Raw genomic sequence first — 22,916 nt, forward strand, 5'->3', positions numbered from 1 at the left:
GTATTCATAATCAATTTTGAAATCGGATAAACTTTTTTTTCTACTTGCACTTATATTAATGGTTAACATAATGACCCCTGCAAGGGCGGGGCATCGTTATATAACTGTTAAAGATACCATTATAAAGCTTGATTCGGTAAGGGATAAAAAACTCCTGAAGATAAAGCCGGGTGCTAAAGCAGCAAATACCAAAAATACAGCCCGTAATTTCACCGCGCCTAATGCCAATCCGCTAACAGCAAAAAGAGACACAACGCCAAGTGCAGGCGGCTTAAAATCTGTTGTAAAGGCCGTAGCAGAAGATTCATCTTACGTAGATAACGAAAATAAAATATCCTACTGGTATGGTAAGGCCCGGGTTACTTATGAAGACTTTGAGCTTGATGCCGAATATATACGTGTTGATGAAAAAAAGCACCTCATTTTTGCCCGTGGTGCAATCGACCCCAAAACAAGGCGGTATATTGGCAGGCCGCTATCAAAATCGGGCAAAGAAAAGCCGGTGGCATCAGATTCGCTGCTGTTTGATTACAAAACAAAGAAAGGTAAGATCTGGAACCCGGCATCCGAGCAGGAGGGGAACTTTATATCGGGCGGGCAGGCTAAACGCCTTAACGAAAACGAGGTAGCTTACCGAAACGTTATTTTTAGTACCTGCGACCTCCCTTTTCCCGAAACACATTTTGGCATTGTGATAACCAAAGGAATAGGCCAAAAAAACAGGATCATATCCGGCCCGGCATACCTGGAAATAGCCGGTGTACCCTTGCCGCTTGCCATACCCTTCGGCTTTTTTCCAAAACCCGATTCAAAAAGTTCCGGAGTGATCTTACCCACGTTTGGTGAAGACCAGAAACTGGGGTTTTACCTGCGTAATTTTGGTTATTACATCGGCCTTAATGATAATTTGGACCTTACCACAATGGCCACCCTTTACTCAAAGGGATCTTACGAGATCAACACCAACGCGCGTTATTTAAAACGCTACAAATATGGCGGCAGCCTGACGCTGAGTTATGGATCGCACAATTACGGCCTTGCGGGTGATCCTGCCGTAAAGGATTTTAACATCACCTGGTCGCACCAGCAGGATCCTAACGCTAACCCGGGTACTACATTTAGTGCATCGGTTAATGCCGGTACATCAAGCTTTTACAGAAACAGCCCCGGGCAAAACAATTATAACCTTACACAGCTTACCCAAAATAACCTAAGATCGAGCATATCATACGGTAAAACATGGCCTAATTCGCCGTTTAACCTAACCGTAAGTTTGGGCCATAGCCAGGATCTGAGTAAAAAAACAGTAACGCTGGAGCTGCCAACCTTCAGTTTTAACATGGCTACACTTAGTCCGTTTGATTCTAAAAGCCGGGTAGGCGAGCAAAAATGGTATCAGCGTATCACCGTAGGTTACAGCCTTGTTGGTACCAACAAATTAACAGATGTGCCTGAGACCGAACTTTTTAAAGCAAACACACTGACTAAGCGCCTGCAAAACGGTTTACAGCACCAGATACCTATTGCATTCAACTCAACTTTTTTAAAGTATTTTCAGTTTAACACCGGCGCCAACTATACCGAACGCTGGTACCTGCAAAGCATCCGCAGGCGTTTTGACAGAGGCACCGTTGCAGGCCAGGTATTACCGGTTACCGATACCGTGCCGGGTTTTGCACGCGCAGGCGAGTACACTTTAAATGCAGGCTTCTCTACTAAAATATATGGTACTATACCATTCAAAAAAGGTAATATAAAAGCTATCAGGCATATATCTACACCATCTATAAGCTTTAACTACCGCCCCGATTTTGGCGACCCAAGCTACGGTTACTATCGTACTGCTGTGAGCAGTGCAACCGTACCTTATCCGTATTATGCGCAGCGATATTCAATTTTCGAGCAATCGGTTTATGGCGGCCCGTCACCGGGTAAACAGGCAGGTATCGGTTTTTCTTTAGATAATACCATCGAAGCAAAAGTAAAACCTAAAAGCACCGATACATCCGGTATTGACAGGAAGATCCCTATTTTACAGGGCTTAACTTTTTCTACCTTTTATAACTTTGCAGCCGATTCGTTAAAGCTGTCAAACATTAATTTTTCGGGCCATACCGCTATCCTGAATCAAAAAGTAAATATCAACTTCAGCGGATCTTTTGATCCGTATGTCACCCGTGTGCGCGATTCCATTTCAAACGGGCAGGTAACCAATTATACACGCCGCATTAACCGCTACAGCTGGCAGGATGGTAAATTCCCGTTGCTGCAATCTTTCAGCTTCTCGATGAGCGGCAGTTTAAACTCAACCACATTTAGGCCAAAGGCTGTGCCGCCGCCCGGATCCACCTTACAAACGATGGACCCTAACCAGGCACAAAGGCTGGCTATGATCAACAGCGACCCGGGGGCATACATTGATTTTAATATCCCCTGGAACCTGGCCATCAATTACAACTTTACCTACAGCAATAACATCGTAAACACCTCATCAAGTAATACGGTGATGTTGAGCGGTGATGTTAGCCTTACCAGTAAGTGGAAAATACAGTATAACAGTTCATACGATATTAAAGCCCGCAAGATAACAGATGCAACTTCTTTCGCCATATACCGTGATCTGCATTGCTGGGACCTGTCTGTACAATGGCTGCCATTCGGCTTTTACAAATCATACAACGTTACCTTAAAGGTTAAGGCATCTATCTTACAGGATCTGAAACTGAGTAAACGAAGCGATTACACCAACAACCAAAGCTTTAACTAATATGCTTGCAGAAATTATCACTATTGGCGACGAGATATTAATTGGGCAGATTGTAGATACCAACTCTGCCTGGATGGCCCAAAAGTTAAATCAACAGGGTATCAGGGTAAAGCAGATCTCGTCAGTATCTGATGATAAACAGCATATTTTAAACGCCCTAACCGAGGCAGCAACCCGTGCCGATATTATTTTTATTACCGGCGGCCTGGGCCCTACAAAAGATGATATCACCAAACAAACACTTGCCGAATATTTTAATGTAAAGCTTGTTTTAAACGAGGATGCCTTAAATAATGTGTTTAATATTTTTAAGCGTTATAACAGGCCTATGTTGGATGTTAACCGCAAACAGGCAGAAGTGCCCGAAAATTGTGAGGTGATATTAAACAATAACGGCACTGCGCCGGGTATGTGGTTTAATACCGGGGGGAAGATCTATGTATCGATGCCGGGGGTACCGTTTGAGATGATGTATATGATGGAAGATACGGTTATACCCAAACTAAAAGCAAGCTTAAAGCTGCCGGTTATTATCCACAAAACGATACTGACAGTGGGCGAGGGCGAATCTTACCTGGCAGAAAAGATCGCTGATATTGAAAACGATCTACCGCACAATATTAAATTAGCCTACCTGCCAAAAATGGGGCAGGTGCGTTTAAGGCTGAGTGCCTATGGCAACGGCGAAGCATCCCTGCAGGATAAACTGGAAGAATTTGCCGGCCGTATTGCAGAACGTGTTGGGCATAATGTAGTTGCACTGGAAGATACCCCCCTGGAAAAGGTGGTATTAAATTATATGCAAGAGCGCGGATTAAAACTGTCTGCTGCTGAAAGTTGTACGGGTGGCTACATCTCACATCTGCTCACCCAGCATGCCGGTTCATCTGCCGTTTTTTTAGGCAGCGCCATAACCTATGATAATCGTATAAAAGAAAAAATAGCGGGTGTTAACCATCAAACTTTAGAGACATTTGGCGCAGTTAGCGAGCAAACTGCCAGGGAAATGGCAGAGGGGGTTTTAAGCCGTTTTGGTACCGATTATTCAATAGCCGTAACAGGTATAGCAGGCCCTGGGGGAGGATCTGAAGATAAGCCGGTAGGCACCGTTTGGATTGCGGCGGCAAAGGCAAATAAAACAGTAGCAAAGAAATTCACATTTGGTAATAAGCGAATGCAAAACATTGAAAGGAGCGCTGTAGCGGCCTTTTTTATGTTGATTACTTTACTAAAAGAAAGTTAGCAGTAACGCTTTTATTGTATAATTTTGACCAACGAACTATAGTTTTGCGTATGGCCAAATACCAATTATTATTGCCAAAGATGGGTGAGAGCGTTGCAGAAGCAACGATAATCAAATGGAATAAAAAACCCGGAGATTATATAGAAGCAGATGAGGCAGTTATGGAAATTGCAACCGATAAGGTTGATTCAGAAGTACCGTCGCCGGTTTCGGGGAAATTAGTTGAACAGCTTTGTAAAGAAGATGAGGTGGTGCAGGTAGGGTCTGTAATTGCTATTATAGAAACTGACGAACCCGAGAGCAATGATGCACCTGCATCTGCGCCCAAAGCTGAAACTGCAGCAGACTCGACACCACATACCGAACCTATTGCTGCAGAAGAACAGCCTGTACAGCAAGATACACCACAACCCGCAACTGATGAGCCGGAGCCTGAACACAATCCGGTTAGCGCAGCTATTGATGAAATTCCGGGCATCAGCCAGATAGAAGAAAAAGAGACACCGGCAAACGGCATTAAGTACGAGAATCGTTTTTACTCGCCATTAGTCAAAAACATAGCCAACCAGGAAGGGATAGGCAACGATGAGCTTGATCACATACCGGGTACGGGTGCCGAGGGCCGCTTAACAAAAGATGATCTGTTAGAATACATCCAAAAGCGTAGCTCAAAAACCGGCGCTACACCCCAAACCATAGCATCGCCACCACAACAGCATGCAACTGAAAACGTTGCACCGCCCGTTCAACCATCAGCACCGGTTGCTGAGGAGCCAAAAGCGGCACCGCAGCCAAAAGCAGAGCCTGTACCCCAGGTTAACGATATTGCACAGGCTGTAGCACCGGCTGCCGAAGAGCCAAAAACAGCACCGCAGCAACCTGCGGCGGCATCAGTTTCTGGCGGGCAGGAAATTATTGAAATGGACCGCATGCGTAAGCTTATTGCCGAACATATGGTTTACAGTAAACATACTTCGCCGCATGTAACCTCGTTTGTTGAGGCTGATGTAACCGAACTTGTTTTATGGCGTGAGAAGGTTAAAAACTCATTTGAAAAACGCGAGGGCGAAAAAATAACCTTTACCCCGATATTTATAGAGGCCGTAGTAAAGGCTATTAAAGATTTCCCGATGATCAATGTATCAGTAAACGGTACGCAGATCATCAAGAAAAAAGATATTAATATCAGCATGGCAACTGCCCTGCCAAGCGGTAACCTTATTGTGCCGGTTATTAAAAAGGCAGACGAGTTGAGCCTGATAGGCATTACCAAAGCTGTAAACGACCTTGCTAACCGGGCCCGTAATAATAAATTGCAGCCCGATGATGTACGCGATGGTACGTTCACCATTACCAACGTTGGCTCTTTTGGTAACGTAATGGGTACACCCATTATTAATCAGCCGCAGGTAGCTATTTTAGCTGTAGGCGCCATTAAAAAGAAACCTGCCGTAATAGAAACTCCCAAAGGCGATGCCATAGCCATCAGGCATATGATGTTCCTGTCGTTATCTTATGACCATCGCGTGGTAGATGGCGCATTAGGAGGTTCGTTTGTAAGCAGGGTAGCCCACTACCTGGAAAATTGGGACACTAACAGGAATTTATAGTACAGTAATATATAGTTAATTTAATTTGTGAGTTCTACAAAAACAAAGGCTTCCCTAACCGGAAGCCTTTTGTTTTTGTATTAATCTGCAACTGCAACACGGGTTTGTAACCTACTCTCTGCTGTTTCTGATCCAAAATTACGGGTAAGCATTTCATAAACTATCTTCAACCAGATCAAAAGACAGGGGAGCGCTATCAGGGCATAGGGGATAACGTATTTATCTCTTAAATATCGTGGGAAAAGATCTGACGGAGAAAAGTTTGTTAACACCAATGCAAATATTAGTAAAAAACGCTCGTAACCTGTAATTGGCCTGTTTAGGTTTACATACCATATGCTTACGCCAATAAAAGCTATAATATAGGTTGGCGGCTCGGAACCGGTGCTGAACAATGTGGCAAAAAGCAATGTTGAAGCTAATAACAGTAACTGATATTGTGTGTTTCGCCAGTATTTTATTCGTAAAGCAGATGCACCAAACAGCAGTAGCCCAGGGGCTAATATCAACGTGTTAGATAAGTTTTTAATCAGAAATATCTTACTGATCATACCCATTACACTTATATTGCCCCTTGTTGAAACAAGGTTAGCGGCATTTTTAGCTAAAAGATCGGGATACCAGTTATGATAGGTTTGCAGGACATAAGCAGGTGATGAAACCAGCATAGGCAATACAAACAACACGGCCGACCAGAATATAAGGCTTAAAATAAGCTTGATTTTATTATCTGAAAAAAAGAAGAATGCCAGGCCAACAACGCCGTATAACTTTATTGCAGTACCTATAACGATCATCAGAGCTGCCCAAAAATCCTGCTTATTTTTTATAAATATAAAGCTGAATATTACAAGCGCGGTAATAAGAGGGTTTACCTGTGTATTGCCTGATGAGCCCATCATACTATTTATATTGAGTAGCAGGATCACAGTTTTTTGAAAATCATTTATCGGCAGCTTAATTATCGAATAAAATAATATATAAGCTAAAAACAGCACCCAAAGTACCACACCAATTTGGTTGGGGAGTAAAGCAAAAGGCGCAATAATTAACCCGAATACGGGCCCATAGTGGTTAAGGTCAAAATAATATTGCGGCTCGGGGCCAAATAAGCTTTGCTGGTGAATCAGGTTTAAAAAGTTATGCTTATAAATGATGTAGTTATTATGCGTTGTTTCCTTGTTTGAAAAATGAGTTACTACATCTTTAGCCACTGCAAATAAACTCAGGCCAAACCAAAGTGTTAGAATAAATGGCCTGTTAAAAAGTATGAGTTTGATTTTTTCCATGTAGTATTTTGAGTTGGCGATAAAAGTAAATAAGATACGCAATATATGATAACAAAAAGAGGCTGCCTTTTTTTGGCAGCCTCTTTCAGATAACGAAATATAGTGCTACTATACTTCAGCAGCCTGTAGCTTTGCCGAAGCTAAACTAACCCCCGTTAGCTGATCGGCAAAGGCCACAAAAGCTTTGTTTTCTGCTATACGTTGCTGGTTATAAATTAGTTTCTGCAGATTTATCTTACCTATCACAAATTTATAATTGCCAGAATAAAAACGCTCCTGAATGTATTCAAATTCCAAAGCCTCTACCAAAGCCTCATCCTCATAACGCAGGTATATATTAATAGCAACATTATTGGTAAATTGCAGGTTATTTACCGCTTTAGCTTTTTTATATTCATACTGATAATCGTACCTAAGCGCTGCAATATCTGATAGCACAGCCGAACCTGTAGGATGGCCGCCTGCGCCCTTGCCAAAAAAGAATTGCTGATCGGCAAATGCCGCCTGTACCGTTACCCCGTTATATTCATACTCTACGTTGTATAAAAATTCGGTTTCGTTAACAAATTTTGGTAATACAAACAGGGTAACGTGTTTGTCATCCAATTCTTTAGCAACCGGTACCAGTTTTATCTTTAATTTCTTTTCGCGGGCATATTGCAGATCATTCGGCGCCAGGTTTTGGATCCCGATATTCAGCACCTCTTCAGGATCAATCACTACGCCGTATGCGTGTGCTGCCGCTATGATCAATTTATACTTGGCATCATACCCGCCAACATCCATTGTGGGGTCGGTTTCGGCAAAACCAAGATCTTGTGCTTGCTTAAGTGCGGTGTTGTAGTCAAGGTTCTCTAAATATCCTTTAGAAAGGATATAGTTTGACGAACCGTTGAAAATACCGCTGATAGAATGCAGTAATTCATTGTCATAATACTCTTCCAGGTTACGAATGATAGGGATACTGCCACATACGGCCCCTTCGTATAATAGCGAAGTGCCATATTTCTCCTGTAATTCTATCAATTCATTTAGATAAGTGGCGATCATCTTTTTACTGGCCGATACAACATTCTTACCGGAGCTTAACGCGCGGGATACGATCTCAAAAGCCGCCTCGGTATCATTTATCAGTTCAACCACGGTATTAATATCCGGGTTATTCAGTATTTCGTCTCTATCCGTAGTGAAAAGTTCTTTTGGTAGCGAACGGTCCTTTTCAGGATTTTTGATCGCTATTTTAACTATTTCTAAGTTCAGGTTTTTTGTTTTGATGATATCGTACAATCCCTGGCCTACAACTCCAAATCCGAAGAGGCCGATGTTCAGTTTCTTGCTCATTAAGCTATTTTTTGCAGTTCTATTATTTTTCCTTTTACATCGGTTTTAAAAAACGATGTGATAATATTTGTTAAATCTTCTGTTTCAATTAAAAATCCGTCGTGCCCGTAAAATGAATCCAGTTCGGCAAAGGCCGATTTGGGGATATGCCTGAAAAGGTATTGCTGTTCCTCAATTGGGAATAATACATCCGTTTTAATACCTATAACCAGTGTGCGGGCTTTGATCAGGCTTAAAGCTTTATCCACACCATGCCTGCCACGCCCCACATTGTGCGAATCCATGGCCTTTGATAAGTACCAGTAACTGTACGCATTAAAACGATTAACCAGCTTTTGCCCCTGATAACTCTGGTAGGTTGATGCTTTAAAATTATCAGTCAGGGTATCGCTATCTTCCTGCTGGGTGATGCCGTAGGTTTTGTAACTGCGGTAGGATAGGAGCGCTATGCTGCGTGCTGCTTTTAAACCCTTGCTACCCCCATCCGGCGCACCGGCGTAAAAAGTACGGTCGGCGCTAATGGCTAAACGCTGCGATTCGTTAAAGGCAATTCCCCATGGCGAGTGGTTGGCATTGGTAGCTATCAGTATCAGGTTTTTGATCCTTTCGGGTTCAATAATGCTCCATTCTACAGCCTGTTGCCCACCTAATGACCCTCCCAATAAAATTTCTACCTGCCCAATGCCTAAATGATCGGCCAATAGTTTATGAGCCTTCACCATATCACGAATGGTAAATTCCGGGAAAGCCAGGTAATAAGGCTGGCCGGTACCCGGATTAGTACTTAGCGGGTTAACCGTACCGTATGGCGAACCCAGCACATTGGCACAAACCACAAAGTGCTCATCCGGATTAAAGTAATCATCGGCGCCAAAAAGGCCTTTCCACCAGTCAAAAACATCAGAATTTGCAGTAAGGGCATGGCATACCCATACCACATTATCGCGGTTTGTATTGAGGCTGCCATAGGTGTTAAAGCCTATCTCAAGCCCTTGCAGTTTCTGGCCGGATTCCAGTTCGAACGTTCCGTTATAGGTAAAACTTTGTATGCTCATTGGTTATTCCTGTTATTTCGGGGGCGATCGGCTAAAACAACCGCCCCCTGATAACATCACTTAAAAAACTAAAAAAAAACTAAAAAAAAACTAAAAAAATCGTTATGTAAATTCAAGCTGTTTTACTTTAGCAAATGCCTGTTCAAAATCAGCTTTTATATCATCAATATGTTCTATCCCCACAGCTACGCGCAACTGGCCCGGCAAAACACCGGCAGAGATCTGTTCAGTATCTGATAATTGCTGATGCGTGGTAGCGGCCGGTTGTATAATTAACGTTTTGGCATCGCCAACATTAGCTAAATGGCTAACCAGTTTAAGGTTATCAACCAAATTGTTGGCTAACTCTGTATCACCTTTAATTTTAAAGGATAAAACTGCTCCAAACCCATTTTTTAAATATTTTTTGGCAAGCGTATAATGAGGTGATGATTCCAGCCCGGGGTAATTAACGGTTTCTACCTGTGGGTGCTGTTCCAGCCATTTGGCCAGTTCAAGTGCGTTATCTACATGGCGTTGTACGCGCAGGGATAAAGTTTCTAACCCCTGTATGTTTAACCAGGAGTTGAATGGCGATTGTGATGGGCCAAAGTCCCTCAAACCCTCCACACGGGCGCGGATAATGAAGTTAATATTGCCAAAACGCCCGTTAACGCCGAATACATCGTTAAATATCAAACCGTGGTAACCCTCGCTTGGTTCGGTAAACTGGGGGAACTTGCCATTACCCCAATCGTATGTGCCGCCATCTACAATTACGCCGCCAATGCTGGTGCCATGCCCGTTTATCCATTTGGTGGTAGATTCTACTACGATATGGGCCCCATGCTGTAACGGGCGAAACAGGTATCCGCCTGCTGCAAAAGTATTATCTACTATAAGCGGCAGATCGTGCTTGTTAGCTAATGCCGACAGTTTTTCAAAATCAGGAATATTAAAGCCGGGATTACCGATGGTTTCGGTATAAATAGCTTTGGTTTTATCATCAATATGTTTCTCTATACTTTCTGCATTATCATCTTCTGCAAAACGTACCTCTATTCCTAAGCGTTTAAAAGCTACCTTAAATTGATTATAGGTACCGCCATATAAATAGGGTGAGGTAACAAAATTATCGCCGGCCTGTAAAATATTGTTTAATGCAATAAATTGTGCTGCCTGGCCAGATGCCGTTGCCAAGGCTGCAATCCCACCTTCAAGCGCAGCAATGCGCTTTTCAAAAACATCGGTAGTGGGGTTCATTAAACGGGTGTAAATATTGCCAAATTCTTTAAGGGCAAACAGGTTTGCGCCGTGCTCGGCATTGTTAAACACGTAAGAAGTTGTTTGATATAAAGGTACAGCACGAGAGCCGGTTGTTGGGTCAACTTCCTGGCCGGCATGTAATTGCAGTGTTTCGAATTTTAAGTTAGACATGTTCTGTAGATTATGGGTATTTAATTGAAAAGTTAAAGATTACGATAGGATAGAACTATCCCGTTAAGCAGATCACGTATTTTTTCAGGAAAAAGAAAAAGGGAACGTGTTACTGAATCAACAGCAGCAGCAACACATACAAATACAGCCAGAAGATAGGGTGTATAAAGATAGGGCCGGTTGGCCTTGTAATGTGTTTTGTTGTAGGTAAGTTAAACTTTTCATGATTAAAAATTTATATCCCCCGGTTAACTATTCTCCGGGACAGGAATTGGCACCTTCTACACCTTGTAGGGTTGCCAGCGGTTCTCTGAGCCTGATCTCTCGCCGCTTCTTTATAAACCAAAATCCGTGTGAGGGAAAATTGATCGTGGTATCACTACCAAATAATGTTTCAAATATAGGGTAATAGAATTTTATAATCCAAATAATATTTTTAATTATTTATAATTATGCTGTAAAAACTATTAATCTGTAATAATAGCAATTACGCCATCGCCTGTTTCAGATCAGCAATCAAATCATCAATATGCTCTAAACCTACCGATACCCTTAACAGATTCAAAGGGGTTTTGGTATCCGGCCCTTCAACCGACGAACGGTGTTCTATCAGGCTTTCTACACCGCCCAGGCTGGTGGCACGCGTAAATATTTTAACAGCATTCACCACCTTTTTGGCCTCTTCCTCGCCGCCTTTAAGGGTAAATGATAGCATGGCCCCAAATGCATGCATCTGCGCCCTGGCAATTTCATGCTGCGGGTGAGATGATAAACCAGGATACAGCACACGGTCTACGCGTGGATGGCTTTCTAAAAATTGGGCTAATAATTGTGCATTGTGCACATGGCCGCGTACGCGGTAGGGCAAGGTTTTAATACTGCGCACCAGGTAATAACAATCCATAGGAGAGGGTATGGCGCCGCCCATGGTTTGTACATTGCGGATCTTTTCCCACCAATCGCTTTTTTCTGCTGTTATTAAAGCGCCGCCCATCAGGTCGCTATGGCCGCCAAAATACTTGGTGGCCGAGTGCATTACCATATCAGCACCCAAGGCCAGCGGGCTTTGACAAACAGGCGTGGCAAAAGTATTATCGCATACTACTTTAAGGTTATGTTTGTTTGCTATGCCTGCCACCTTTTTAATATCTGTTATTTTAAGCAATGGGTTAGATGGCGTTTCTATCCAAATAATACCTGTATTAGGTTTTATGTGGGCTTGTAAAACATCGCTATCATTTACGTCGATAAAATCAAACTCCAGTATCCCCGCAAAAAGTGCTTTCAGCTGGTTGCGAAGGCCATGATACATATCATCGGGGGCAATAATGTGCGTACCTGGATCCAGGGATTGAAATACCGACATACCTGCGGCATTACCGGATGAGAAGGAAGCGGCTTCTGCACCGTTTTCCAGTTTGGCCAGCACCTGCTCTAACGCTGCACGATTGGGGTTAGCCGCCCGGCTGTAAGAATAACCCGACGAAAAACCACCATCCTCGTCCCGCTCAAATGTAGTTGCCATAACTATAGGCTGTACAACTGCTTTTGTTGAGGCATCGGTGTGGTTACCGGCATGTATGGCGATGGTTTCTATTTTCATGAACAGGAAATGTATGCCGCCAAATTAACTAAGAAAAATTTATTATTCATGGCTGTGCTGTAAATCTGTTGCAATTATGTTATTATCCCGCTTACTGTAAATTGATTGTCATACTATATGTTCAAACATCCGTTATATCTGTACATTGATTTTAAAACTAAAGCAAATTGCTACATTTGCTCAAATATTTTTCCAAATGGAAGTATCAGATAATTTACTGGTGTTGCTGAATAATCCACAGCTTTCATCAGCACTAAAGAACATTGCTGAGAAGGTACTCCATAACCAGCGCATCACTTTTGATGAAGGCGTTTTGCTTTACCAAGAAGCAGAATTAGGCTATCTGGGAGTACTTGCTAATTACATACGCGAAAAAAAGCACGGCGACAAAACATATTTTAACCGTAATTTTCATATCGAACCAACCAACCTGTGTGTGTACGACTGTAAATTTTGCTCCTACTCGCGCCTGATAAAACAACGTGCCGACGGATGGGAATACACGATGGATGAAATGCTGGATATCGTTAAAAAATACGACGGGCAGCCGGTTACCGAGGTACATATTGTTGGCGGCGTTTTACCACAATACGATGTTGCCTTTTACACCCAGCTGTTTAGCAGGATTAAAGCCCACAGGCCGGATTTGCATGTAAAGGCCCTAACCCCGGTAGAATATCATTACATTTTTAAAAAGGCCAAGATAGATTATGCCACAGGCATGAAGTTGATGAAAGACTCCGGCCTGGAATCAATGCCAGGGGGCGGTGCAGAGATCTTTCACCCCGAGGTGCGCGACCTGATAGCAAAAGATAAATGTACCGGCGATCAATGGCTTTCTATTCACGAGGAATGGCATAAACTGGGTATGCGCTCAAACGCTACGATGCTTTATGGCCATATCGAGCAATTTCATCACCGGGTTGACCATATGGAGCAACTTCGCCAATTGCAGGATAAAACCGGCGGTTTCCAGACCTTTATACCGCTCAAATTCCGTAATCAGGATAACCAGATGAGTAATGTGCCAGAATCAACCGTGATAGAGGATCTGCGCAATTACGCCATTGCAAGGATCTATCTGGATAATTTTGACCATATCAAAGCATATTGGGCCATGATAAGCCGTACAACCGCGCAATTGTCCCTTAATTTTGGAGTAGATGATATTGACGGTACGCTGGATGATACCACCAGGATCTACTCGATGGCAGGTGCCGAAGAGCAAACACCGGCCATGAGCACCAAAGAGTTGGTAGACCTGATCAAAACCGCAGGCCGTTATCCGATAGAACGTGATACCCTTTATAATGTAGTTACCGATTATAACGATTATCAGTTTGAGGAAGAAGTAAAACCGCGGTTTTATAAGCTGCCGGTTATTAATTAGTTGATTGATGCACTATCCATTTATTTTATTAGTGGACAATGCACCAATGAACAATTGAACTAATGAACAAATGAACCAAATAGAAAAAACATTATATATTGTACGCCACGGCCAAACAGATCTTAATAAACAAGGCATTGTGCAGGGACGGGGCCGTGATACAGACCTGAACGATGAAGGCCGCCGACAGGCTAATCAGTTTTTTGAAGCTTATAAAAATGTACCTTTTGATAAGATCTACATATCTGAATTAAAGCGCACGCAACAAAGCATACAGCAATTTATAGATCTGGGGATTCCATTTGAAAAACTGGAGGGCCTGGACGAGCTGGCATGGGGCGTACACGAAGGCCAGCCCGCCACGCCCGAAACAAAAGCCGCTTTTTTAGACCTGATGCGTAACTGGCTTGATGGTAACCTGGATGTTAAGTTTGATGGCGGCGAAAGCCCTAACGAGGTAAAAACAAGGCAACTTGAGGCACTTGACATCATAATGAGCCATCCCGAAGAAAAAACAGTGCTGGTATGTATGCATGGGCGTGCTTTACGTTTACTAATGTGCATTTTAACAGAACAGCCACTTACCAAAATGGACACCTTTCCGCACCAAAACCTGGTGCTGTATAAAGTTGCCTACAATGGCAGCAAGTTTGAAATTGTTGAAGCCAACAACGCCAAACATTTAATAAACGATTAGCGCGAACGATAAGTGAATAAGATAAGAATTTCTGCTGTTAGTTATACTAACACCAAACCCTTTTTATACGGCCTGCAGCACTCAGCAATAAAAGACCAGATAGACCTGAGCCTGGATATGCCGGCAGACTGTGCCCAAAAACTCATTGACGATAAGGCTGATATTGGTTTGATACCTGTAGCCGCTGCCTTAAGCCTGCCGCAATGGCAAATTGTATCGGCTTATTGCATTGGTGCCGAAGGGCCTGTAAACTCGGTTTTTATTTTTAGTAATTGTGATATCAAGGATGTAAAACGCTTGCAATTAGATCCGGAGTCGCGCAGTTCAAACAACCTGGCGCGTGTGCTGCTTAAAAACTACTGGAAAATTCAACCGGAACTGATCACAGGCGCGGCTGATTACGCCCAATCTACCGATCATGAAACTGCCTTTGTGCAAATAGGCGACCGTACCTTTGGTAAAACCGAGCAATATAAATATGTTTACGACCTATCCGGCGAGTGGAAAAAGTTTACCGGCCTGCCATTTATATTTGCTGCCTGGATAGCTAATAAGCCTATCCCTGCAGGTTTTATCAAAGAGTTTGACAGCGCCCTGCGCCATGGCCTTGCCCACAGGCATGAACTTTTAGAAACGCTGCCACGGCGGGCCGATTTTGATCTGGAAGATTACCTGATGCATAAATTGGATTTTGACTTAACAGAGGATAAAAGAAAGGCATTGTACCTTTTTCTGGATTATATAAATGCATTATAACGTTTGCCCGGAGATCAATCAAATATATTTCATAATTATAAAACCATATTTAAAAATTGGCATTGCATATAGCATAGCTTAATTGAATATGGAATCACAAAAATTGATGGGGCAATCAGCCCTGATAACCGGTGCAGATAGTGGTATAGGTAAAGGCGTAGCGATAGCTATGGCCAGAGCAGGGGCAAAAGTGCTGATTAATTACGTGCATAACCAGGAGTCGGCAGATGAGGTTGTTCATGAAATAAAGGAAGCCGGCGGCGAGGCTATTGCATTTAAGGCAGATGTAAGCATTGAAGATGATGTGCAAGCTATGTTTGCCAAACATATAGAAACATTTGGATCTATAAACATATTGGTGAACAATGCCGGTTTGCAAAAAGATGCAAAGTTTTTAGATATGACCCTGGACGAATGGAACACCGTTATCAACATTAACCTAACCGGGCAATTTCTCTGCTCGCGCGAAGCCGCAAAATTATTTATTAAACAAGGTGTAAAAAATGAAGTAAGCAATGCCGCAGGCAAGATCATTTGCATGAGCAGCGTACACGAGGTTATCCCCTGGGCAGGGCACGTTAATTATGCAGCCAGCAAAGGGGGTATTAATATGTTTATGAAAAGCATTGCGCAGGAACTGGCACCGCACAAAATTCGCGTTGTAGGTATTGGCCCCGGTGCTATACAAACCCCTATAAATAAAGATGCATGGGAAACACGCGAAGCACTTAATAAATTATTAACGCTTATACCTTATGGCCGCATTGGGCAAACAGACGATATCGGCAAACTTGCTGCCTGGATAGCATCTGATGATGCAGATTATATTACCGGTACAACAATTTTTGCGGATGGTGGGATGACGCTTTACCCTGGCTTTGCCGATAACGGATAAAAGATCTGTAAAAAATAATTGTCATGGTAAGGTCAGAAAACACACAGCTCTTTACATCAATTTAACTTAGTGTAATATTTACAATAAGCATGGTGTATTTTTATTGACATATTGTTAAAAGTACACTATCTTCATGCGGTGATTTTTAAATTTTGATGATAAAGCGGTATTAATTATTAAATACTCATAAAAGTTCTCAATAATTATGAATATTATTAATACAAGCTTACTTTTGTTATATAAATTAAAATAAAAGATCATGAAAAAATTATTTATATCAACCGCAATTGCTGCATTGTTTACCGCAAATATTTTTGCTGCAAACACCATAACAAAATCAGAAGAAGGTAGCGATAATGTATCATACATCGTGAACTCTAAATTTAACAGCGATTTTGTAAGAGCTGAAAACGTAACCTGGAAAGTTACCCCTAAATTTCAAAAGGCTACCTTTACGCTTGATGGTGTAAAAAAAGCAGCATTTTATAATCTTAGAGGCGAGCTTATAGGTGTTACAGAAAATGTACAATTCAAAGAATTGCCTACAAAAGCAAAAAAAGAAATAGGCCTTAAATACGCGGGTTACTTTGCTAACGAAGTAATTAAATTTGATAATGGTGATAACGGTTTTGATTCAACAGCATATTTTGTTGATCTTAAAAACGATAAAGAAGAAGTTTTGGTTAGGGTAACGCCATCTGCCGGTGTTTACTTCTTTCAGCAAGTAAAATAATTCATTAAAAATATTAATTAGCCTAAGGTTGCCGGTTTATACCAGCAACCTTTTTTTTGTGATTTTAAATTTATTTTGGCTTAATAATAATTTATTTGATTATTAATAATTTTATATATTTGATACAGATAGTTGTACATTCTATATTGATTATTAAACCATTTTTTATTCAGTTGAATTACTTACTGATCTTAACACAATTTTTAATACGATTATATTATTATTATGAAAACTGGAAAAGTAAAATGGTTTAACACACAAAAAGGTTACGGTTTTATTATCACTGATGATGGTAAAGATCTGTTTGTACATTTTAAAGATGTACAGGGTGGTGTGAATGCAATAAAAGATAACGACAACGTAGAATACGAAGAAGAAGAAGGCAGAAAAGGCCTGCAAGCTGTTAATGTTAAAAAAGTTTAATCAGCCAGATTATAATATATGAGCCCTCCAAACAAACGGAGGGCTTTTTTTATACAATAGCCTCACATCTTCCGGGCATTTTATACCTTAGCCTCACAAATATTACAAACCTTATTTATGACTGATATAACTTCAGCAAAAAACTCCCGGAATGTTATTTTCCTGGTACTTGTAGCCTCTCTGGGCTATTTCGTTGATATATATGATCTATTAGTTTTTTCGATAGTGCGCAAGGCCAGCCTGCATGATATTGGCGTGAGCGAAGCTGATATGCTGCCTAAAGGGCAATTCATTATCAATGTACAAATGTTTGGCCTGCTGCTGGGCGGTCTGCTATGGGGCATTATAGGCGATAAGCTGGGCCGTATCAAAGTTTTATTTGGGTCTATACTTCTTTATTCTGTTGCAAATTTTGCCAATGCTTACGTAACCGATGTAAATACTTACGCTATTATCCGCCTTATTGCAGGTATAGGACTTGCCGGCGAATTGGGCGCCGGTATCACCTTGGTTACCGAAACACTGAGTAAAGAAAAACGCGGCTACGGCACCATGATAGTTGCCGTAATAGGTTTGTTTGGTGCTGCAGCGGCTTATGAGGCTGCTAAATACGGCTGGCAAACAGCCTATAAAGTGGGCGGGGGGCTTGGTATCATATTGCTGCTATTACGTGTAGGTACTTTTGAATCGGGCATGTTTAATAAAGTGAAAGAAAGTGGTGTATCAAAAGGTAATTTTTTTATGCTGTTTACTAATGCCGAACGTTTTAAAAAATATCTGTATTGCATTTTAATAGGCGCACCACTATGGTATGTAGTAGGTGTATTGGTTACGCTTTCGCCGGAGTTTGGTAAGGCATTGGGCTCAACTGTACCATTAAGTGCAGGGGAAGGAGTGCTTTACACTTACATAGGAATTTCTATAGGAGATATTTTTGCGGGCCTGCTTGCACAAATTACCAAGTCGCGTAAACTTACTATGGCAGTTTTTTTAACGCTGTCTTTAGTAAGCGCGTTTATTTATTTAGGCTCAAAAGGCATTACACACGATAAATTCGTTTGGATTTGTTTCTTTATGGGTTGTACTGTAGGTTATTGGGCAACATTTGTTACAATAGCTGCCGAGCAGTTTGGTACCAATATCCGCTCTACGGTAACTACTACAGTACCCAATTTTGTCCGAGGCTCGCTTATTCCCATCAACATGGCTTTTAACGCATTTGTTGTACATTACGGTATGGTTACAAGCGGATACATCATGATGATACTATTAACGCTTATATCCCTGTTCTCGTTAAGCCAGCTCAAAGAAACCTTTGGTAAAGATCTTAATTATATTGAGGAAGAAACAGGGGTAAGCTAATCGAAATTTGTGATTTAGCTGATTGATGAATTAGTGCTTTAAAAGCAGCCGCTCTACGTAATAGTTTATTAATTTTGCACAGTATAAACTACAGATACACTATTTCAGCCAATTACTGATTAATGATAACAAAGGAACAAATAGCCGCAGATTACCAACAGATACAGGATGAGATATGCACTGCGCTTGAGGCTACCGATGGCAAAGCAACATTCGAACAGGAAGTATGGGAGCGCGGCGGCGGCGGCGGCGGCCGTACCCGTATTATTCAAAACGGTAATATATTTGAAAAAGGCGGTGTAAATTTTTCGGCTGTGCATGGGCAACTCCCACACACCATAAAAAAGGCGCTTAACGTAGAGCAGGACGATTTTTTTGCAACCGGCGTATCTATCGTAATTCACCCAAACCATCCGCTGGTACCTATTATTCATATGAATATCAGGTATTTTGAAATGCCCTCGTCTTTCAATAACGATACGCCGCCTGTACGCTGGTTTGGCGGCGGGATAGACCTAACCCCGCATTATGTATTTGATGATGATGCCCGGTATTTTCACCAGCAATTAAAAAACACCTGCGACCAGTTTAATACCGATTTTTACCACCGCTTTAAAACCTGGGCCGATAATTATTTTTTTATTAAACACCGCGAAGAAACCCGTGGTATCGGCGGTATATTTTATGACCGCTTGACCGCTACGGACGATATCACCTGGGAAACTGTTTTCGAATTCTCTAAGGCTGTTGGCCGCACCTTTGCACCAACATACCTCGAACTGGTTAACCGTAACAGGGATAAACCATTTACAGATGAACAGCAGCAATGGCAATACCAGCGCCGCAGCCGCTATACCGAATTTAACCTGGTTTATGATGCAGGTACAAAATTTGGCCTGGAAACCAACGGCCGAATAGAATCTATATTGATGAGCCTGCCGCCAACGGCCAAGTGGGTGTATAATTACCAGGCACAACCGGGCAGCAAAGAAGAGAAAACCTTATCTTTACTAAAAAAAGGCATAAACTGGGTTTAAGTTATGATCAGGAAGATACTTTTTGTAGCATTACTGGCTTTTATACTTTGCGCATTTGGTGCAGATAATAAATTAAACGGCAATTGGGAATACAGCGGCGGTATTTACAACGGCAAACCAGAAGCACCTTCAAAAGATTATAAACTGCTAAGGCAGTATGATGATGCCCATTATACGGCTTTGTTTATAGAAAAAGATGCAGAGCCAATAACCTACGAAAAAGGTGATTACATTTTAAAACAGGATACCTGCCTGGAAACCCAAACCTTTAGCGCACAGCCATCCAAATTACTTAGCATAACGCTTAGATACCGTTACCGGCTTAAAAACGACACGCTTACTCTTAATGGCGTATTACCCAACGGAACTGTAGTACAGGAGTATTGGAAAAGGATTAAATAAAATACCCTTTCCAAATTGAAAAATTTAGATTTTTTAAATTTGTTGATGCTTTAGACCATTCAATTATTCCCACTTCAATTCAGTAAAGTTTTTAATTCATCAAGTTCTGATTCTGGCATAAAAAACGTGGAAAACAAGTATAAATGTTAGCAAAAACTTGCCCTAAAAATCATATAAATTCATAACTTCGCAGGTCATATAAAAATATTTTTATACGCATTTACTGTTAAGATTTTCCACTAAGAAAAACCAATGGCTGAAGAAACCGAAGACGAAAATTCGCACAAAGAAGACAGGATAATTTCGATAAATATTGATGAAGAGATGCGTGCCGCTTACATTGATTATTCAATGTCGGTTATTGTATCAAGGGCGCTGCCCGATGTACGCGACGGTTTAAAACCCGTTCATAGGCGTGTATTGTACGGTATGTTAGACCTGGGTTTGGCAAATAACAAACCATATAAAAAATCGGCCCGTATTGTGGGTGAGGTTTTGGGTAAGTATCACCCGCATGGCGATACATCTGTATATGATGCCATGGTACGTATGGCGCAAGACTGGAGCCTGAGATATCCGTTTGTTGAAGGGCAGGGTAACTACGGCTCGATAGATGGCGACCAACCGGCGGCAATGCGTTATACCGAGGCCCGGTTGGAGAAGATAGCCGAAGAGATGCTGGCTGATATCAACAAAGACACAATAGATTTTCAGCTGAACTTTGACGACTCGCTGCAGGAGCCGACCGTGCTTCCTGCAAAATTCCCTAACCTGCTGGTAAACGGTGCATCGGGTATTGCGGTGGGTATGGCAACTAACATGGCGCCGCACAACTTATCAGAGATCATTGATGCTACCATAGCTTTGATCGATAACCGCCAGATAGAGATTGCCGAACTGATGACTTACGTTAAAGGCCCTGATTTCCCTACAGGTGGTATCATTTATGGTTACGAGGGCCCACGCCAGGCATTGGAAACCGGCCGTGGCCGTATTGTTATCCGTGCACGTGCCGAAATAGAAACTTATAATAATGACCGTGAGCGTATCATTGTAACAGAAGTACCTTATCAGGTAAACAAGGCGCTGATGATCGAGCGTACCGCCGAACTGGTTAACGAGAAAAAAATTGAAGGAATTTCTGCCATTCGCGATGAAAGTAACCGCGAGGGCATCCGTGTTGTTTATGAAATTAAGAGAGATGCAAACGCCGCTATCGTATTAAACAACCTATATAAATACACGGCACTGCAAACATCCTTTAGTGTAAATAACATTGCACTGGTGCATGGCCGCCCGATGCTGCTTAACTTAAGAGACCTTATTCATCATTTTGTAGAGCACAGGCACGAGGTTGTTATCCGCCGCACTAAATATGAGCTGGCCGAGGCAGAAAAACGCGCACACATTTTAGAAGGTTTGCTTATCGCGCTTGATCATATTGAAGAAGTTATCCGGTTGATCCGCGCATCTTCATCCCCGGATGAGGCACGTGAGGGCCTGATGGCACAGTTTGGCTTAAGCGATATACAGGCACGCGCTATTTTGGATATGACCCTAAGGCGCTTAACCGGGCTTGAGCGTGATAAGATCCGCGATGAGTACGATGCCTTAATGAAAACCATCGATTACTTAAAATCTATCCTGGCTGATGAAGGCCTGCGTATGCAGATTATCAAAAACGAACTGAACGAAATAAAAGACAAATACGGTGATGAACGTAAAACCGAAATGGTACACTCATCAGCAGAAATGCAAACCGAAGATTTTATTGAGGATGAAGACGTTGTGATCACTATCTCTCGCGAAGGCTATATCAAACGCACCTCGCTTACCGAATACCGCCGCCAGGGCAGGGGTGGGAAGGGATCTTTAGGCAGCAATAGCCGCGATGCCGATTTTATTGAGCATTTACTGATAGCAAGTAACCACAATTACATGCTGTTCTTTACCGAATCTGGCCAGTGTTTCTGGTTAAGGGTATTTGAAATTCCGGAAGGCACACGCACCTCTAAAGGACGTGCCATTCAAAATATCATCAATATACCTAAGGAAGAGAATATTAAGGCTTACATCAAGCTTAAATCACTCAAGGATAAAGAATACCTGGAAAATAACTTTATTATTATGTGTACCCGCAAAGGTGTTATCAAAAAAACATCTTTAGAGGCATATTCGCGCCCGCGTGCCAATGGTATCAATGCTATTAATATCAACGAAGGCGATTCGTTACTGGAAGCAACCTTAACAACCGGAACAAGTGAAATTGTGATGGCGCTGCAATCTGGCCGTGCTATTCGTTTTAACGAATCTACCGTTAGGCCTATGGGGCGTACGGCTACAGGGGTACGTGGTATTTACTTAGATAGTGATAATGACGAGGTTGTGGGTATGATAGCCATTGACGATAAAGAGACCACCGTGTTGGTTGTTTCTGAAAAAGGCTACGGTAAACGTACCGATATTGAGGATTACCGCGTTACTAATCGTGGTGGTAAAGGTGTAAAAACACTAAATATTACTGAAAAAACCGGAAACCTTGTAGCCATAAAAGGTGTTACTGATACGGAGGATTTGATGATCATCAATAAATCGGGCATTATCATTAGAATGGCTATCAGCGAATTGCGCACAATGGGACGTGCTACACAAGGGGTGAGGCTAATTACCCTTAAAGGTAACGATGAAATAGCTTCGGTTGCTACGGTAGCCCATGAAGAGGATGAAGTATTAGATGAAGCGATAATAGAAGAGGCGATAGCTGATAAAGAAATTGCTGAACAAACGGACGCTGATATAGCTTCAGAAACTACTGATGTACCAATAAAACCGGATACAGATATTGATACAGCTAATGCAGACGACGAGCCTGCTGATGATGACAAAACTGAATAATA

At 42.0% G+C, this 22,916-nt stretch carries 18 protein-coding genes and 1 riboswitch; of the genes, 13 read left to right on the forward strand and 5 right to left on the reverse strand.

The window, feature by feature from the left end; all coding sequences use genetic code 11:
• The first annotated feature begins 58 nt into the window (after positions 1 to 58).
• The 3 genes from E2R65_RS17420 (at position 59) to E2R65_RS17430 (ending at position 5,620) form a co-directional block, all read left to right on the forward strand.
• Positions 59 to 2,767: a putative LPS assembly protein LptD gene (locus E2R65_RS17420; protein WP_134337774.1), complete on the forward strand. Its 2,709-nt coding sequence runs from the start codon at positions 59 to 61 to the stop codon at positions 2,765 to 2,767.
• 1 nt (position 2,768) lies between these two features.
• Complete coding sequence (locus tag E2R65_RS17425; RefSeq protein WP_134337775.1) at positions 2,769 to 4,010, forward strand: competence/damage-inducible protein A; 1,242 nt, start codon at positions 2,769 to 2,771, stop codon at positions 4,008 to 4,010.
• Between the two features lie 80 nt (positions 4,011 to 4,090).
• Positions 4,091 to 5,620 carry a dihydrolipoamide acetyltransferase family protein gene (locus E2R65_RS17430; RefSeq protein WP_449406717.1) on the forward strand — a complete coding sequence of 510 codons (1,530 nt, stop codon included), beginning with the start codon at positions 4,091 to 4,093 and terminating at the stop codon, positions 5,618 to 5,620.
• Positions 5,621 to 5,700: 80 nt separating this feature from the next.
• Here E2R65_RS17430 and E2R65_RS17435 read toward each other — a convergent pair whose 3' ends face one another.
• The 5 genes from E2R65_RS17435 to E2R65_RS17455 form a co-directional block, all read right to left on the reverse strand.
• Positions 5,701 to 6,909, reverse strand: a complete 1,209-nt coding sequence (locus tag E2R65_RS17435) for a glycosyltransferase family 87 protein (RefSeq protein ID WP_134337777.1) — start codon at positions 6,907 to 6,909, stop codon at positions 5,701 to 5,703.
• 108 nt (positions 6,910 to 7,017) lie between these two features.
• Positions 7,018 to 8,250 (reverse strand): homoserine dehydrogenase, encoded by a 1,233-nt coding sequence (locus tag E2R65_RS17440; protein WP_134337778.1) that lies wholly within the window; start codon positions 8,248 to 8,250, stop codon positions 7,018 to 7,020.
• Positions 8,250 to 9,305 (reverse strand): homoserine O-acetyltransferase family protein, encoded by a 1,056-nt coding sequence (locus E2R65_RS17445; protein WP_134337779.1) that lies wholly within the window; start codon positions 9,303 to 9,305, stop codon positions 8,250 to 8,252. Before E2R65_RS17445 ends, E2R65_RS17440 begins: the two co-directional genes overlap by 1 nt.
• A 102-nt stretch (positions 9,306 to 9,407) precedes the next feature.
• On the reverse strand, positions 9,408 to 10,721 hold the full coding sequence (locus E2R65_RS17450) for an O-acetylhomoserine aminocarboxypropyltransferase/cysteine synthase family protein (RefSeq protein ID WP_134337780.1): 1,314 nt from the start codon (positions 10,719 to 10,721) through the stop codon (positions 9,408 to 9,410).
• A 232-nt stretch (positions 10,722 to 10,953) separates the two neighbouring features.
• A riboswitch (SAM riboswitch) is annotated at positions 10,954 to 11,065 on the reverse strand.
• A 143-nt stretch (positions 11,066 to 11,208) separates the two neighbouring features.
• Positions 11,209 to 12,324 (reverse strand): trans-sulfuration enzyme family protein, encoded by a 1,116-nt coding sequence (locus tag E2R65_RS17455; RefSeq protein WP_134337781.1) that lies wholly within the window; start codon positions 12,322 to 12,324, stop codon positions 11,209 to 11,211.
• Positions 12,325 to 12,520: 196 nt separating this feature from the next.
• Between E2R65_RS17455 and mqnE the strand changes: the two genes are divergently transcribed.
• From mqnE to gyrA, 10 genes are all read left to right on the forward strand, one after another.
• The gene (gene mqnE, locus E2R65_RS17460) at positions 12,521 to 13,714 is read left to right on the forward strand and encodes an aminofutalosine synthase MqnE (RefSeq protein WP_134337782.1); all 1,194 of its coding nucleotides are present in this window, start codon (positions 12,521 to 12,523) and stop codon (positions 13,712 to 13,714) included.
• A gap of 70 nt (positions 13,715 to 13,784) precedes the next feature.
• A complete protein-coding gene (locus E2R65_RS17465; RefSeq protein WP_204986329.1) occupies positions 13,785 to 14,411 on the forward strand; it encodes a histidine phosphatase family protein in 627 nt (208 codons plus the stop codon).
• A gap of 12 nt (positions 14,412 to 14,423) precedes the next feature.
• Positions 14,424 to 15,167: a menaquinone biosynthetic enzyme MqnA/MqnD family protein gene (locus tag E2R65_RS17470; protein WP_134337783.1), complete on the forward strand. Its 744-nt coding sequence runs from the start codon at positions 14,424 to 14,426 to the stop codon at positions 15,165 to 15,167.
• Positions 15,168 to 15,255: 88 nt separating this feature from the next.
• Entirely contained in the window at positions 15,256 to 16,062 is an 807-nt protein-coding gene (locus E2R65_RS17475) for an SDR family oxidoreductase (RefSeq protein ID WP_134337784.1), read from the forward strand.
• Between the two features lie 259 nt (positions 16,063 to 16,321).
• Positions 16,322 to 16,795, forward strand: coding sequence for a hypothetical protein (locus E2R65_RS17480; protein WP_134337785.1), 474 nt, complete (start codon positions 16,322 to 16,324; stop codon positions 16,793 to 16,795).
• 225 nt (positions 16,796 to 17,020) lie between these two features.
• Positions 17,021 to 17,218, forward strand: a complete 198-nt coding sequence (locus E2R65_RS17485; RefSeq protein WP_067061679.1) for a cold-shock protein — start codon at positions 17,021 to 17,023, stop codon at positions 17,216 to 17,218.
• A 117-nt stretch (positions 17,219 to 17,335) separates the two neighbouring features.
• Entirely contained in the window at positions 17,336 to 18,580 is a 1,245-nt protein-coding gene (locus E2R65_RS17490) for an MFS transporter (RefSeq protein ID WP_134337786.1), read from the forward strand.
• 122 nt (positions 18,581 to 18,702) lie between these two features.
• On the forward strand, positions 18,703 to 19,617 hold the full coding sequence (gene hemF, locus E2R65_RS17495; protein ID WP_134337787.1) for an oxygen-dependent coproporphyrinogen oxidase: 915 nt from the start codon (positions 18,703 to 18,705) through the stop codon (positions 19,615 to 19,617).
• 3 nt (positions 19,618 to 19,620) lie between these two features.
• Entirely contained in the window at positions 19,621 to 20,019 is a 399-nt protein-coding gene (locus E2R65_RS17500) for a hypothetical protein (RefSeq protein WP_134337788.1), read from the forward strand.
• Positions 20,020 to 20,271: 252 nt separating this feature from the next.
• On the forward strand, positions 20,272 to 22,914 hold the full coding sequence (gene gyrA / locus E2R65_RS17505) for a DNA gyrase subunit A (RefSeq protein WP_134337789.1): 2,643 nt from the start codon (positions 20,272 to 20,274) through the stop codon (positions 22,912 to 22,914).
• Positions 22,915 to 22,916 lie beyond the last annotated feature (2 nt).

This window comes from Mucilaginibacter phyllosphaerae, assembly GCF_004378255.1.
GTDB lineage: Bacteria > Bacteroidota > Bacteroidia > Sphingobacteriales > Sphingobacteriaceae > Mucilaginibacter > Mucilaginibacter phyllosphaerae.